Source organism: Ilyomonas limi (genome assembly GCF_005233845.1).
GTDB lineage: Bacteria > Bacteroidota > Bacteroidia > Chitinophagales > Chitinophagaceae > Ilyomonas > Ilyomonas limi.
In genome coordinates, this window is the sequence record NZ_SZQL01000006.1 from 71,954 (window position 1) to 87,350 (window position 15,397).

15 protein-coding genes and 1 pseudogene are annotated in these 15,397 nt (G+C 40.3%); 10 read left to right on the forward strand and 6 right to left on the reverse strand.

Annotation, left to right across the window (positions count from 1 at the left end; translation table 11 throughout):
* Positions 1-55 precede the first annotated feature (55 nt).
* On the reverse strand, positions 56-1,522 hold the full coding sequence (locus tag FC093_RS09215; protein ID WP_137261485.1) for a RapZ C-terminal domain-containing protein: 1,467 nt from the start codon (positions 1,520-1,522) through the stop codon (positions 56-58).
* A gap of 224 nt (positions 1,523-1,746) precedes the next feature.
* Between FC093_RS09215 and FC093_RS09220 the strand changes: the two genes are divergently transcribed.
* The 3 genes from FC093_RS09220 to FC093_RS09230 all read left to right on the forward strand — a co-directional run bounded on the left by FC093_RS09220 (position 1,747) and on the right by FC093_RS09230 (position 4,050).
* Complete coding sequence (locus tag FC093_RS09220) at positions 1,747-2,256, forward strand: TlpA family protein disulfide reductase (RefSeq protein WP_137261486.1); 510 nt, start codon at positions 1,747-1,749, stop codon at positions 2,254-2,256.
* 62 nt (positions 2,257-2,318) lie between these two features.
* On the forward strand, positions 2,319-3,248 hold the full coding sequence (gene mdh, locus FC093_RS09225; RefSeq protein WP_137261487.1) for a malate dehydrogenase: 930 nt from the start codon (positions 2,319-2,321) through the stop codon (positions 3,246-3,248).
* A gap of 340 nt (positions 3,249-3,588) precedes the next feature.
* Complete coding sequence (locus tag FC093_RS09230; protein WP_170971039.1) at positions 3,589-4,050, forward strand: CHRD domain-containing protein; 462 nt, start codon at positions 3,589-3,591, stop codon at positions 4,048-4,050.
* Between the two features lie 83 nt (positions 4,051-4,133).
* Here the strand turns inward: FC093_RS09230 and FC093_RS09235 are convergent, their stop codons facing one another.
* Positions 4,134-4,727 carry a porin family protein gene (locus FC093_RS09235; RefSeq protein ID WP_137261489.1) on the reverse strand — a complete coding sequence of 198 codons (594 nt, stop codon included), beginning with the start codon at positions 4,725-4,727 and terminating at the stop codon, positions 4,134-4,136.
* Positions 4,728-4,902: 175 nt separating this feature from the next.
* Positions 4,903-6,165 carry a metallophosphoesterase gene (locus tag FC093_RS09240; protein WP_137261490.1) on the reverse strand — a complete coding sequence of 421 codons (1,263 nt, stop codon included), beginning with the start codon at positions 6,163-6,165 and terminating at the stop codon, positions 4,903-4,905.
* A gap of 336 nt (positions 6,166-6,501) precedes the next feature.
* On the opposite strand from FC093_RS09240, the gene FC093_RS23740 reads away from it, so the two are divergent.
* The 6 genes and pseudogenes from FC093_RS23740 (at position 6,502) to dapB (ending at position 10,523) form a co-directional block, all read left to right on the forward strand.
* Positions 6,502-6,711 carry a hypothetical protein gene (locus tag FC093_RS23740; RefSeq protein WP_170971040.1) on the forward strand — a complete coding sequence of 70 codons (210 nt, stop codon included), beginning with the start codon at positions 6,502-6,504 and terminating at the stop codon, positions 6,709-6,711.
* Positions 6,712-6,765: 54 nt separating this feature from the next.
* A pseudogene (locus tag FC093_RS09245) lies at positions 6,766-7,005 on the forward strand (DUF6169 family protein); the annotation flags it as partial.
* 34 nt (positions 7,006-7,039) lie between these two features.
* Positions 7,040-7,840 carry a ParA family protein gene (locus FC093_RS09250; RefSeq protein ID WP_137261492.1) on the forward strand — a complete coding sequence of 267 codons (801 nt, stop codon included), beginning with the start codon at positions 7,040-7,042 and terminating at the stop codon, positions 7,838-7,840.
* A gap of 83 nt (positions 7,841-7,923) precedes the next feature.
* A complete protein-coding gene (locus FC093_RS09255; protein WP_137261493.1) occupies positions 7,924-8,844 on the forward strand; it encodes a ParB/RepB/Spo0J family partition protein in 921 nt (306 codons plus the stop codon).
* A gap of 3 nt (positions 8,845-8,847) precedes the next feature.
* Complete coding sequence (locus tag FC093_RS09260; protein ID WP_137261494.1) at positions 8,848-9,579, forward strand: DUF5683 domain-containing protein; 732 nt, start codon at positions 8,848-8,850, stop codon at positions 9,577-9,579.
* 227 nt (positions 9,580-9,806) lie between these two features.
* Positions 9,807-10,523 carry a 4-hydroxy-tetrahydrodipicolinate reductase gene (dapB, locus tag FC093_RS09265; protein ID WP_137261495.1) on the forward strand — a complete coding sequence of 239 codons (717 nt, stop codon included), beginning with the start codon at positions 9,807-9,809 and terminating at the stop codon, positions 10,521-10,523.
* A gap of 174 nt (positions 10,524-10,697) precedes the next feature.
* Here the strand turns inward: dapB and FC093_RS09270 are convergent, their stop codons facing one another.
* From FC093_RS09270 to panC, 3 genes are all read right to left on the reverse strand, one after another.
* Positions 10,698-12,692 (reverse strand): M56 family metallopeptidase, encoded by a 1,995-nt coding sequence (locus tag FC093_RS09270; protein WP_137261496.1) that lies wholly within the window; start codon positions 12,690-12,692, stop codon positions 10,698-10,700.
* Between the two features lies 1 nt (position 12,693).
* The gene (locus FC093_RS09275) at positions 12,694-13,077 is read right to left on the reverse strand and encodes a BlaI/MecI/CopY family transcriptional regulator (RefSeq protein WP_137261497.1); all 384 of its coding nucleotides are present in this window, start codon (positions 13,075-13,077) and stop codon (positions 12,694-12,696) included.
* 119 nt (positions 13,078-13,196) lie between these two features.
* Positions 13,197-14,048, reverse strand: a complete 852-nt coding sequence (gene panC / locus FC093_RS09280) for a pantoate--beta-alanine ligase (protein ID WP_137261498.1) — start codon at positions 14,046-14,048, stop codon at positions 13,197-13,199.
* Between the two features lie 515 nt (positions 14,049-14,563).
* Between panC and FC093_RS09285 the strand changes: the two genes are divergently transcribed.
* Positions 14,564-15,382 carry a glycogen/starch synthase gene (locus tag FC093_RS09285; RefSeq protein ID WP_137261499.1) on the forward strand — a complete coding sequence of 273 codons (819 nt, stop codon included), beginning with the start codon at positions 14,564-14,566 and terminating at the stop codon, positions 15,380-15,382.
* The last annotated feature ends 15 nt before the right edge of the window (positions 15,383-15,397 follow it).

Here is a 15,397-nt window from a genome sequence, read left to right on the forward strand (position 1 = left end):
TGGATCCCGTTAATATTGGCTTCATTACTCTCTTTAAGGGACAAGTGTTTTCCCATCAGGAGATAGATACTATTTGTTCTTTTACCCAATTTTCCTCGTTAATATGGTTCAACGCCACTTTTACTTTGTATTTATTTTTTAAATGTCTTGCTGTTTGTTCGGCAGCATATACACTGCGATGCTGCCCGCCGGTACAGCCAAAGCTAATCATCAGGCTTTCAAAGCCGCGCTGTATATAATCTTCCACAGATATATCTACCAGGTTATACACACTGTTCAAAAATTCATTCATGCGTGTACGCTCCTCCAAAAACTGCTGTACATTTTTATCTAATCCCGATGAGGTTTTAAACTCCTGATAGCGCCCCGGATTCAGTAATCCGCGACAATCAAACACAAAGCCGCCGCCATGACCCGCAGTGGTTCCGGGAATTCCTTTTTTATAAGAAAAACTATTCACTTCTACTACCAACGGCGTTGTTTCGGTTGCCTGTACATTTTCAAAACGATGGATGATGTCGTCCTGTACAATCAACGCTAACACTCTCGTAAACTCAGTCGCTTCCACACCCAACTGCAACTGGTTTAATACAAACCATTTTAAATTTCTCAACGCAAGCGGAATACTGGTTAAAAAATGTGCTTTACGCTCAAACAAACCTCTAAAACCGTAGGCGCCCAATACCTGCAATAAGCGCAACAGCACATAACCATTAAACCGTTGAATGAATAAAGTTGTATTTACAGGTGCAGGCAATAACTTATTCACTTCTTCCATATAATGTTGCAACAGACTTTCTTTCCATGTAGCACTCAGCCCGGCACGTGCCTGCCATAGCAAACTGGCAACATCGTACTGCAAAGCGCCCTGCATGCCACCCTGATAATCTATAAAATGTACCTTTTTGTTATGCACAATAATGTTGCGGCTTTGAAAGTCGCGAAACATAAAATAGCTGTAGGTTGTGTCGGCCAGAAAACTGCTGATGTTTTCAAAATCCTCCAACATTACCTGCTTATCATACGGCAGTTTCAGCGTATCTAAAAAGTAATATTTGAAGTACAGCAAATCACTCAGGATCGCTTGATTGCCAAATATTTTTGCCGTGAGGCACCTGTTATAATTCATGCCTTCGTGCCCTTTTATTTGCAAGCGTGCCAGCTCGGTAAGGCTTTGCTGAAATAAACCATATACATATTCATTTTGTCCTTGCTGCTCCAATACATCCAGCAGCGAAGTAGTGCCCAAATCTTCCTGTATATAAATAGTGTATGTTTCGTTAACTGCACAAATTGCGGGCACGGGCAAATTCAATTGCTTAAAGTGCGTGCTAAAATAGATGAACGTTTTGTTTTCCTGCACATGGTTATTCCACGTAGCAATCAGCGTTTCATCGTTGTAAAAAATACGGAAATAAATACGGTCACTGCCACTCTGCGGCAGCTTTACGATGCTCAGTGTACCACCCGCAGGGCGAATGGTGTACAACAAAGTCTCAATCTGCATTTCTATTGTTTCCATAAAAAAGTTGGATGGCGGTAAATATAAAATTCTTTACGAAAATGAGACTTGACAAATTGTTGTACAATAATGCCTGATTATACTGGTAGATTATTTAAAGTTTAAGGTTTAAAGTATAAAGCCGGGCAAAATTGTGGTTGTTTGAGGTAGCTGGTCGTTTAGTTTTTAATAAATCTTTTTGGCAGCTAAGCCATTTTCAACCCATCTTTGAAGAAACATTTTGTATGAAGACTTTGTTTATAATACTGATGATGCTGTTTGTTTGTGCAGTCCATGCGCAATCTGCCGATAACAGCGATACCATTCCACCATATAAAAAAACAAATAAAATTCCGGAGTTTGCTATTTTAAAACCCGACAGCACCTGGTTTACCAATAAACAACTTCCCGAAAATAAACCTACGGTTATCATTTACTTTAGCCCCGATTGTGGCCACTGCCAAATGACCGCGCAGGAGTTTGTGAAAGAGATGGATAAACTGAAAAATACCGAACTGGTATGGGTAAGCTATCACTCGCCAATAGAGATAAAGAACTTTGCAGAAAACTACAAGCTGAACCGGTTTTCCAATGTAGTGCTGGGCCGCGATCCAAACTATAAAATTCCGGTGTTTTACAAAATTCAGTTTACACCTTTTATGGCGGTTTATGATAAGAAAGGCAACTTTTTAAATGCTTATCCGCAAGGCACCAGCCCGGCTGTGATTGCCAAACTGATTAAGACCGGAAAATAAATAACAAAACCATTGCAACCCATACATTTGCAAATAGTACTAACCCAATAAAGATTAATTGTATGAAAATAACGATTGTAGGCGCCGGCGCTGTGGGCGCCACCTGCGCCGATGAAATTGCACGTGCCGCTTTATGCGAAGAACTGGTATTGCTCGACATCAAAGAAGGACTTGCCGAAGGCAAGGCACTCGATATGATGCAAACGGCTGCTTTAGTCAATTTCGACACCCGCATTACCGGCTATACCAACAACTATGCTGCCTCTGCCAATAGCAATGTGGTAGTAGTAACATCGGGCATACCGCGCAAGCCGGGTATGACGCGCGAAGAACTCATTGGCACCAATGCGGGTATTGTAAAAAGCGTAATACAAAACCTGTTGCAACATTCGCCCGATGCAGTGGTTATTGTAGTATCGAACCCAATGGATACGATGACCTATTTAACCCTGCAAAACGCCGGCATACCCAAAAACCGCGTCATTGGTATGGGCGGCATATTAGACAGTGCAAGGTTTAAATGTTACCTGAGCCAGGCATTAGGCTGCTCGCCGCACGACCTGAATGCTATTGTAATTGGCGGTCATGGTGATACAACAATGATACCGCTGATACGCTATGCCACCTGGAACAGCGCCCCGGTATCTTCATTTTTAAGTGAAGCGCAGTGCAAGCAAATTGTATCCGACACGATGGTGGGTGGTGCCACGCTTACCAAACTTATTGGTACATCGGCATGGTATGCGCCAGGTGCTGCTGTAAGGGTGTTGGTAGAATCAGTAGTGCACGACCAAAAAAGATTAGTGTCTTGTTGTGTGGCACTGGATGGTGAATATGGACAAAAAGATATTTGCCTTGGCGTACCGGTTGTTATAGGTAAAGATGGTTGGGAAAAAATTATAGATTTCCAACTGAATGAACAGGAGCAAGCTCAGTTCAACAAGAGTGCTGATGCAGTACGGAAGATGAATGATATATTGAAGACCGTGTAAAAAATGATTATTAAACAAAAAACACCTCAGCATTTAGTACATTGTCAGGTAAATATATTTAAACGCTACTGCTACCATTTCGGATGATGAAACACCATCCGTTAGAAAGGCCATCGGCGGGTGTCTCCATCCGCCAAACACTTAAGTTATTTAGTTGACAATGTATTTAGATTAATGCTGAGGTGTTTTTTATGCATACATGTCTTGCTTTATATTATAAAAAAGTATGCTACATTTATAATTTTATACCTAAAGACAACAATTGCTGCAAATAACCGTAATCATTAATTATAAAACCGGTGATTACCACCTAAACAAAAATTCTATGCAAAAAAGACCTATGACAAGCTTAAGAAGTGGGATTGTATTATTATCTGCATTTTTTTGCCTATCTACAGCCTGCAGCAAAAATGATGACGACAACAATCCCCCTGCAACGAATGCCAATTTTGCCGCTTCTCTAAGTGGCAGCCAGGAAACCCCGCCCAATGCAGAAACGGGCACCGGCACACTAACGGCTACTTACGACGCCAATTCTAATAAACTGTCTTATACGCTTACATGGACAGGACTTACAGGCGCTCCAACGGCTATGCACTTTCACAAAGGCCAGGTAGGCGAACCCGGTGATGTAGAAATACCCATTGCCGGCTTTACTGCGGCTGCCGCCGGTACATTAACGGCTACTGCCACCGTGGATGAAGATGAAGAAGAGGACTTAATGGAAGGCCATTTTTATGTAAACATTCATACAGCTAATTATCAGGCAGGAGAGATACGGGGACAAGTATTAAAACAATAAGCAAGTTAACCTACAAAACAAACGGCATGAACAATATTGTTCATGCCGTTTGTTTTGTAGATGTTTATAAAATTTATGGCAAATTATAAAATTTTGAAACCAACACCTAACTGCAATTGTTGCGTTTTCCATTTGTTAGGATTATCTACATCGCTGATATTGGCTAAACCAACATTATAACGGCCGTAAATGCGCAATTTACTGATGTTGATTTGCGCACCGAGCACAGCAGACAAATCGCCCTTTTTAAAAGCATCTTTACCATTATTAAACAGGTTTTCATCATCATTCACCAAAACGCTAAACTGCGGTCCTACATGGAAAGTAAGCAAGCTGCCTGCATTGATTCTCAGCAAAATAGGAATGCTCAGGTAGTTTAACTTTACATCTCTTTTTAGCAAAGAGCTAGGCGCTTCCTGGTAAACAGAACTAAAACCTGAATCTACACGCGAAGTAGTTTGACTGAATAATAGTTCCGGCTGAATGCCCCAGTTTTTATTAAAATCAATTTCGGCAAAGGCACCCAACTGATAATTGAGTTTATACGAATCTGAGAATTTTACACCATCAATTTTGGTGAGGTTTGCACCTATTTTACCGCCAAAGTCAAGCCGCTGCGCATTTGCCGAAATAACTGTTGCCAGACCAACTGCTACTAATAACATCAACTTTTTCATAAAAGAATTTTTAATTTAATAATTTCATCATCTAAGCGTGAGACTGCTTCTTTTTATTAACGTTTAACAGCATGAATTGTTATGTAGCCAAAACGTTTTGAGTACAATAAGATGCTATCTATCAGTATAATGCTGTATGCAGATTCAGTAACCATTTCTTTTATTTCCATAATATTTATGCCAATTCAATTACGGTTATTTCGGGCAAAATACCCACGCGGCCGGGATAGCCAATAAAACCATAGCCGCGATTGACATACAGATATTGCGCGCCTTCGTTATACAAACCCGCCCATTGCTTATACACCCACTGCACCGGGCTCCATTTAAACCATGGCGTTTCTACACCAAACTGCATTCCGTGTGTGTGCCCCGAAAGGGTAAGGTCAATGTCGCTGTATTCAGGCCGCACCTGCGCATCCCAATGGCTGGGGTCGTGGCTCATTAAAATTTTAAAAGGGTACTTTTCAGCACCGGGATATGCCTCTTTCATTTTGCCATATTTGGGAAAGCCTGCTTTGGCACTCCAGTTTTCAATACCAATGAGGGCAAACGCCTGACCATCTTTTTCAATAGCCACATGCTCATTCATCAGCAACCGCCAGCCCATGCCAGCTTGCAGTTCTTTTAAATGTTGCATGTTATTTGCTTTTTCAACAGCCGCTTGTCCCTGCGCATTAAAACCCCAGTAATAATCGCCATAATCGTGATTACCCAACGTGCTATATACGCCATAAGGCGCTTTAAGGCGGTTAAATACGCTTATATAATCAGTCATTTCAATAGCACGGTCGTTTACCAGATCGCCGGTGAATAAAATCAAATCGGGTTGTTGCTCCAATATCATATCCACACCGCGATTGACTGCTTCTTTATTATTAAAAGAGCCACTGTGTATATCGCTTATCTGTACAATTTTAAAACCTTTGAAGGCAGGTGGTAAGTTTTTAAAGGAGAGCTTTACTTTTCTGATATGATAATCGTATTTATTGGAAAAGCCATACACCAGCGAGCCAAATAATCCGCCACCAACCAGAAAGCCCAGCCAGCTCAAAAATACGGAACGCTTAATGGCAGGGTCATTCTGTACATAATCGGCACCGGTACGGCGAAACAGCTTGCTCATCAGCCACATAGCGCCACGGCGTATATCATCTACCAAAAAGAAAACGGTGGCTAATAATTTGGCGAAAACCAGCCCGAGAATAATGGCAAAAACATACTCGCTAATGTGCCGGTAGCCCGCATATCCGCGCCAGTACGGAAACGTAACAAGCGCAATGATAGCTAACAAACTCAGCAGCCAGTACGCACTAAATAAAGTAATACGCCATTTATCGGAGAGGTTGTGTGTAAGCGCGCGCATTACCCAAAAAACATATACATCCAGCAACAGCATTATTACTGCTATCATCCATAAACTGCCGGCGTTTCTCATGCAAAAATGTATTTACTATAATGAACGGAAGTGGTAAGAGCCTTTAAGGCTGCAATATACACGCAGCAATAGCGTTGTAACTCATTTAAAAGCATAATTGTGGTTGTAAATAAATGTTATACAGTGCTGTTGATAACAAATAACATAAAATATGTGAAATAAACAGAGCCTACAAAAATGCTTTCTTTAAATTTGAGCTATGAAAAAGGATGATAATACGTTATATTATGAGTTTACCGCTTTGCCAGGCTCCGATTTGGAGAAGGCGATTAATGCCTATCCAAAAGACAGAAATTCAACGTAGAAAGGAAATACAGGAAGATTATAATAAGCGCGTTGAAAAGCAAAAGAAAAAGCATTAACGAAGCAGGTTATAATTTTATTGAAGTTGCACATGGTATATTTGAGTTCTATACGCAGTATGGCGCTGCTTACAAGGTAGAATTTATTGATTCCGGTATGTATTTCAATTCATCGCATCCGGCTTCCGGTTTTATTTATAGTATAGATGTAGTTTTGTTATATCCGGGCCGTACGATTTTATGATTATATTATCAGCATTACGATTGCGGAAATGATCATTCATTTTTTAGTCGCGATAATAGAACTATAATATTTTACATTTGCGATCCTTCAGATGGAAAGATGAAGGCGCGGCAGAGAAAGTTTGACTATTGGTTTGATGTATATAATACGGATGAATACAAAAAGATTACTTCAACATTCACCACGCATGATGTAGATATGATTGCTAATTTCATCTTTCTCAAAAACAACCCTTTTGCTTACGATATTCCATTGATGATAGACGAGGCAAAAGATAGTTTTAATAATAAATAATTTTCAACAAGTACATTTGAAGCTTTAAATATTTATGGCAAGAATAATTGGCGTAGCAAATCAAAAAGGCGGTGTAGGCAAAACAACCTCTGCCATCAACTTAGCGGCATCGTTTGCCGTGCTGGAGTTTAAAACCTTACTGGTAGATGCCGATCCGCAGGCAAACAGTACTACCGGTGTAGGCTTCGACCTGCACAATGTAACGCATAGTTTATACGACTGTATGGTAAATAATGTGCCTGCAGGCGAAGTGATTTTAAAAACAGAGATTCCCAACCTTGATTTAATCCCTTCGCATATAGACCTTGTGGGTGCGGAGATAGAAATGATTAACTATCCCAATCGCGAGATGGTAATGAAAAATTTGCTGGAAGCAGTAAAAGACCATTACGATTTTATAGTAATAGATTGCTCGCCTTCGCTGGGCTTGATAACGGTAAATGCTCTTACCGCTGCCAACAGCGTGATAGTGCCGGTGCAGTGCGAATTTTTTGCGTTGGAAGGCTTGGGCAAATTATTGAATACCATTAAGATTGTGCAAAGCCGCCTCAATGTAAACCTGCAGATTGAAGGTATTTTGATGACGATGTACGATGGTCGTCTTCGCCTGTGCAACCAGGTGGTAAGTGAGGTGAGAAGACATTTTGAAGAAATGGTATTCAGTACGATTATTCATCGCAATACAAGATTAAGCGAAGCGCCGAGCTTTGGCAAGCCCGTTATTTTGTACGATGCAGACAGCAAAGGCGCAGTGAACTATTTAAATCTTGCAAAAGAAGTTTTACAAAAGAATAATCTTACAAAAATTACCAAAGAAGAAAGAATAATGGGATAGTAGGGAGTGCTGTTTTTATAAAAATACTTATTCCATTTTAAACAATAACTGTTCAATCTACCATACTCGATTTACAATAATTAATGGCTACACCCAAGTTACCAAAAGACGCATTAGGCAAAGGCATACGCTCGCTGTTGCAGAATATTGATTCGGACCTGAAAACCACTACCGGAACTTTAAAAAATAATGTAGTGGAGCAGGCAACCGCAGTTATTCGAGTGCCCCTCACTCAAATACAACTGAACCCCAAAAATCCCAGAAAGGATTTTGATGAACAGTCGTTGATTGAGCTGGCTAATTCCATCAAAACTTTTGATATTGTGCAGCCACTTACGGTATGCAAAATAGCTGATGGACAGTATCAGCTGATAGCCGGTGAGCGCCGTTATCGCGCAGCAAAAATTGCCAACATTAAAGATGTGCCGGTGTATATCCGCCAAGCAAATGATAATGAATTGCTGGAGCTTGCCTTATTGGAAAACCTGCAGCGCGAAGACCTGAATGCCATAGAAATTGCCCTCAGCTACAAACGCATGATGGATGAACTGGAATACACCCAGGAGCAGGTATCCGACCGTATGGGCAAGGAGCGTAGCACCATTTCCAATTACATTCGCTTATTAAAATTACCACCAGATATACAGTTGGCAGTGCGCAATGGTAGCATTAGTATGGGACATGCACGTGCATTGATAAATATTGACACGGTGGATAAGCAGCTATTTATTTTTCATGAAATACAAAATAAAAACCTGAGCGTACGGCAAACTGAAGAGCTGGTGCGCAATATGTACAAGGCAGAGCAGGGACGTGTTAAAACTCCGGTAAAACATACGCTCATGCCTGCATACAAGCGCATAGAAGATAATTTAGCTTCGCATTTTGGTACTAAAGTAAAGTTGTCTCACAATAACAAAGGCGCTGGCAACATCAGTATCGAGTATTATTCGCTTGAAGAGTTGAACAAGCTGCTCGAAATGATGAATGTGCAGGCCGGCTAAATTATGGCACTATTAAACAAAATTTTCCTGTGTATTATATGCTTTGTTGTAAGCGCAAATGCTGCACGGGCGCAGGACACCACAAAGCAGCCCGAACCAGTGAAACCTTTATTTAATGCACCCACAAACAGTGTAGAAATAAAAACCGACTCTACGAAGGTTATCCCTGCAAAAGGTACTGCAAGTAAAAAAGATTCGGCACGCGTGTTTAAGCATGACCCACGCAAAGCTACCTTACGCTCTGCCATCATTCCCGGATGGGGGCAGGCATACAACCGCGAATACTGGAAAATACCTATTGTATATGGCGCTTTGGCTGTTCCGGTATCTCTATATATCTACAACAACAATTACTACAAAAAAACAAAGTTTGCTTATCAGGCAGTATATGCAGCTACTATGCAAACACCCGTAGATAAATCGCTCTTGCTTAAGATAGATCCTAAAGTGCTGGACCAGCTCACCGGGCAACCGCTCAACTTAGCTACATATCAAAGCTATCGCAATAGTTTTAAGCGCGATAAGGATTATAGCCTCCTATGGATATTTATAGTGTGGGGATTGAATGTTGCCGATGCTACCGTATTCGGCCATCTCAAAGATTTTGATGTAAGTGATGATTTAAGTATGCAGATACAACCAATGTTTATACCCGAAATAAAAAGTTCAGGTATAGGTTTAGTATTTAATTTGAGGCAACCGGTGCATAAAATGTTGCCATTGCCAACACAGTAAATACATTGGATATGTATGCTATGTGAAATTTACGAGTATATTAATGCCTTTGCCGGTGAAAACACCGGCACATAAGTCCCAGTTGGTGTTCTTCACCAACTGAGGCGTAGTAATGCATCCGATATACGATTTCACATTATATATTTTTAGCGTCTGAAATATTTTACCATAAAGCAAACTCTATTTTAATCACTCTTACATACATTATTATTTTCAACTTTTTATTTATGAACATTGCACTCATCGGTTATGGCAAAATGGGCAAAGCAATAGAAGAGCTTGCGATACAGAAGGGACACCCAATTGTCTTAAAAATAGCTTCTCAAATTACCGCAGAGCTAACTGCAGAAAACCTGCAAAAAGCCGATGTGGCTATTGAATTTACGAATCCGCACAGTGCAGTAAGTAACCTCAAAACATGCATTGATGCCGGTGTGCCGGTTGTATGTGGCTCTACCGGCTGGCTGCAACAATGGGACGAAGTAAAAAAGTATTGCGATGAAAAAAACGGCACGCTGCTGTACGCGAGCAACTTTAGTATTGGCGTTAATTTATTTTTTGAATTGAATACTTATCTGGCAAAGCTTATGGCTGCTTACCCTGCTTATGAGGTGATGATAGAGGAAATTCATCATACACAAAAGAAGGATGCGCCGAGTGGCACTGCCATTACCTTGGCAGAACAAATTTTACAACAAATACAACGCAAAAAAGGCTGGGTGAATGAAGTGAGTAATAATGAGCAAGAGCTTTCTATCATCAGCAAACGGATAGACCCTGCACCAGGTACACATACCATCAGATACACGAGTGCTATTGATGATATTGAAATTACGCATACAGCACATAACCGCCAGGGGTTTGCCGGCGGCGCGGTGTTGGCAGCCGAATTTTTACAAGGTAAAAAAGGTATTTATACAATGAAAGATGTACTGCATTTATAATAACATTTTCAATTAAGTTATACTGTACAAGTTACAAGCGGGAAACTCAGGGTTTTAAACTGAACATATATGCTGTTACTTAATTGAAAAAGGAGATAAGAAAAATATCGTAAAAAGCCCGGTGCAAACATTCATCTGTACCGGGCTTTTTATTTCTAAAAATATTGTTCTTTCTTATTGCCTGATGGTAATAATTATACTTACATGCTCTGCATTATTAGTTACTTCCACTACCTGTATTAAAGGTTTGGCGGGGGGCAAAGGCGGCTGTGCTGGTTGCACCTGCGATTGGGTGGTATAACTATAAATAGTATCATTATCATCTTCATCGCCATTTGCTGCGTCTGCTGCTTTTTCTATATACACCGGGTTAGTATAAGTCCAGTTAGCAAGCTGATCTGCCGCATTGTTGGGAGTATGTTCATCGCTCTTTTTGTAGCACTCATTTTCTTCGGGTATGCTAAAGCTAAAGCTGCGGGCACGTGGCGCAGGATGATTTCTCAATAATCTTTGCAGTAATACTTCTTGTTGCCGCTGCTTTTCCTTCCTTTCTTTCACTTCTTTTTTAGCAGTAGTTGCTACCTTGTTTTCATTCCATAGCTTATTAAAATCATTACTATTTATCCATGTAGTTGCATTATTAATAACTTCATTAAGGTAAGACTGATTAATTAATGCTTCAAGGTTTTGCTGTCTTAGTTTCACCATCTGCTGTTGAGAAGAAACAAGGCTTTGCTTTGCTTTTTCAAAATCAACATACAGCTTATTTTTATCCAATGCCATATTTACAGCATTGATAATAAAGGCAGAATCAACAAAGGGAGAAAGTTGTTTTAGTTCATTCCATTTTACTTTCTTCAATTCTTTCTTTGCTTCTTTTGTTGCTTGCTCAAAGCTGCTGTCTGCATTCAATTTATCCAGCTCGCTCAGCACAGTTGGCGTTACGGCTGCTAAGGCTTTACCAGCTTCATTCAAACCAGAGCCTACCGCTTTCGGCAAATCGGTCTTTACCATTTCCTGAGTAGCTTTTTGCACTTCTTCTTTCAACGGTTTTGCAAAAAAAGCAAATGGACTAAAAAACGGATTATTTATCTGTGCTGCCATTGGAGCCAGTACCACTGCTTTCACTGGTTTAGTAGCGGCAGCTTGCCGTGGTTGTTTTGCCGGTTGCAGCCATGCAATAGAAACCAACATACAAGTAGTAACTACCAATGCTATCATTTGCTGGCTGTAGTTAAATCTTTTTTGCTGATGGTTGAGCAGTCGCTTTACGCGCCACAACAGTTCGCCTTCACTCTTGCCCTCTGCTTTCATAGCTATTGCCGGCGAAGCTTGCAGGCATGCAATGCGCAATAAAGCTTCGGCGTACATAGGCGCATTATATTTAAACTGCAATACCCAATCGTCGCAACAATGCTCTCTTTCTTTATTAATATTTTTACTGATTAATCTTGTAAATGGATTGAAAAAAAGAATGGTTTCAATTACATTCAATAATAAATTGATTAAGTAATCTGCACGCCGGATGTGTGCCAGTTCGTGCAGCAGAACTGCTTCTAATTGTTGTGTAGTTAAATGGTTAATGGTAGCAATAGGTACAAGAATGATGGGCCTTAAAAAACCAATCGTTAAAGGGCAGTTAACCAGTGTAGAAAGATAAATTTTTACCTTCTGCTTAATACCCAATTCCGCTGCCATATTCTGAACAAACAAGCGTATATCCATACCTGCTTTTTGCAAGCCTTCCTGCTTTAGCCGGCTGGTGTAGCGATAGCTTTTGAACCATCGTACCACCAGTACACACAACAGGCAGAGATAAGCCAGCGACAAGTAAGGCAGCAGCATTTCTGCTTTAGCAATGTACGATAAAATATTGTACTTATTGCTTACTATATCGGGCTGATAAACTACTGTATTGTTTTGTAAAAGCAATTGCGCATCAGCTGTTGCTTTGATACATTGCTGATAGTAAAACTGCAGTGTAACAACAAACCATACAAAACCGGCGAACTGCGCAGTAATTGCAATCCGGTAGCGGTTGTGTGATGATAATTTTAAACACGCATTGATGATAAGCGTAACCAGCCAAAGCAATGCAACTTGCCAGAGACTGTTAGCAATGGCGTAGCCCAATGCCTGCAAAAAAGAAGATTGGGATAAAGCTTGCATGTTAGTGTTTTTTCAGATTGTCAAGCAATTGTTGTATCTCTTTCAACTCATCGGCCGAAGGTGCTTTGTTGCCGAGCGCGTGCATGACCAACCGGGTGGTGGAACCGCCAAACAGCGAATCCATCATTTTATCCAGCATTTGCGTTTGCGTATGTTCGCGCGATACTGCTGGCTGGTAAATATGTGTTTTGCCGCTGTCGTTGCGTTTTACCAATCCTTTTTCGTGCATGATTTGCAACAATTTAAGTGTCGTAGTGTAGCCGCTGTCTTTAAACTCGCTCAACACTTCGTGCACTTCGCGCACAGTAGCTTCTTTTTTATCCCATAACACCCGCAAAATTTCCAATTCACTTTCGGTAGGCTTTATGCTTTTAAATTCGTTCATTGTACGATTTTTTTCGTAATGCAATATAAAAGAATATCTGCTAATAATTGTTAAAAGAAAGTTTAGGAGCGCCCAACTTTTTGATGAGTGGCAGTAAAAGAATGATTTATGGGAGAATATTATGCTGAAAGGGAGAGATTATCAATCAGTCGTACGCCATCCAGAAAAGCGGCAGCTAACACAACTGCATTAGCTGAAGCACCCAGGGCTTTTATTTCCTGCAAAGTATTTGCATCGGCAACGGTTATATAATCTATTTTTTCGAAGCCGGAAGCCAGCAATTTAGCTTTTGCTTCTTCTATTAATACGGGAATACCTTTCTTAAAAGCATTTTCTTTTATAAATAATAAGGTGCGATATAATACTACTGCTTTTTTGCGACCTGCTGCGGTTAACCGCATATTGCGACTGCTCATTGCCAGTCCGTCTTCTTCGCGCAAAGTAGGTTGGATACTTAGTGCAATGGGCAACTGTTTTAGTTCAATCAATTTATTAATAACCATACATTGCTGATAATCTTTTCTTCCTAAAAACAGTTTATCCGGCTGCACAATGTTTAATAATCGGTCCACTACCTGGCATACGCCCTGAAAATGACCGGGACGATACTTACCTTCTAATATATTTTCCAATGCTCCCAGGTTATAATGCGGCAATGTATGTACACCAGCAGGATATATTTCGTTTACAGAAGGTAGAAAGAGTATATCCATTTCGTGCTGTGTTAATAATAGCATATCCTGCTCAAGGGTAATAGGATATTTTTCAAAGTCTTTAGGGTCGTTAAATTGGGTGGGATTTACAAAAATGCTGCAAACAGTTACATCACATGCTTTTTTACAAGCATCAATCAGGCTCAAATGTCCCTGATGCAAAGCGCCCATGGTAGGCACAAAGCCAATGGTTTTATTTTGTTGTTTTAATGAAGTGATAAATTGATGTAACGCTACAACTTTTTTGAAGATAATCATGTACTATGTGCTTAGAATGCGCGCAAAGTTGTGGTAAAGAAGCGAGATTGTGAGTAGTGAGTAATAAATATAAATAGCCAGTTTCGTAAACTGTCTAAACGCTGGCAGCGTTCAAACTGCAAGTGTTCGAAAGCTGCTGAAGTGCAATCTTATGCTGCGTCATTGCGAGCGGAGTGAAGCAATCTGTAGATGATAGTACAATCGGGCTAAGCCATTAGCATTAATGCACTAATCAATGATAAACTTTATTATAAACATCAATTAACCTGTTAATGATTTACGGCTATGCACAGACTGCTTCACTTAAGCTCGCAGTGACGATGTTGCTTTACTTTCAAGCATAGAACGCAGGTTTCGAACACTTTTGCTTCTAAACCCTGTCAGTATTAGCGTTTAAAATGCTAAAGCTTTTCAATTATAAGACCGCTAATACAACGCTATTGCATCTTTTAGCTTATTTTCTTACTTTTGCACACCTTTTTTCTAAAAATTACCGGTAAAACCGGTGCTTCCGAATGTTAACGAAGAAACGAATTTTATTTATTGCCACCGAAATGTCTCCTTATTTAGAACTTACAGAGTTTGCGGAGGTGATAAACAAGCTTGCAATTACCTGCAACAACAATGGATACGAAGTGCGTTGTATTATGCCGCGTTTTGGAGTGATCAACGAGCGGCGTCATCGCCTGCACGAAGTAGTACGGCTTTCGGGTATCAATGTATCGGTTGATAACGATGATTATCCGTTGCAGATAAAAGTAGCTTCGTTGCCTACAGCCCGGCTACAGGTGTATTTTTTAGATAATGAAGATTTTTTTAAGCGTAAGCACGCTTTTACCGATGATAATGATGAATGGTATGAAGATAACGGACTGCGTACCATTTTCTTTTGCAAAGGCGCTTTGGAAACAGTAAAGAAATTTGGCTGGCCACCCGATGTTATCCATTGCAGCGGCTGGATGACAGGTTTAATACCGATGTATATTAAAACGGCCTATAAAAGAGATGCGGTATTCAGCCAGAGCAAAATTGTTTATACTATTGGTGAAAATACTTTTAACGATAGTCTGGGAAAAGATTTTACCCAGCTTGCAAATATTCACGCCAATATCAAAGAAAAAGACCTTGAACCTTTTAAAGAAGCCGATAATACTGCCTTATTCAGAGGCGGCGCCACGTTTGCCGATGCGATAACCTTTGGCTCGGAGAACGTGGATAAAAAACTGCTGGCAGAGTTTACAAAGGTGAAAGGTAAGAAGATCATTCCCTTTACTGACTGGACGGGTGATTTAACACCGTATTTAGATTTGTATAACGAGCTTGCAGCCAAGTAACCCTCTTGAATTTAT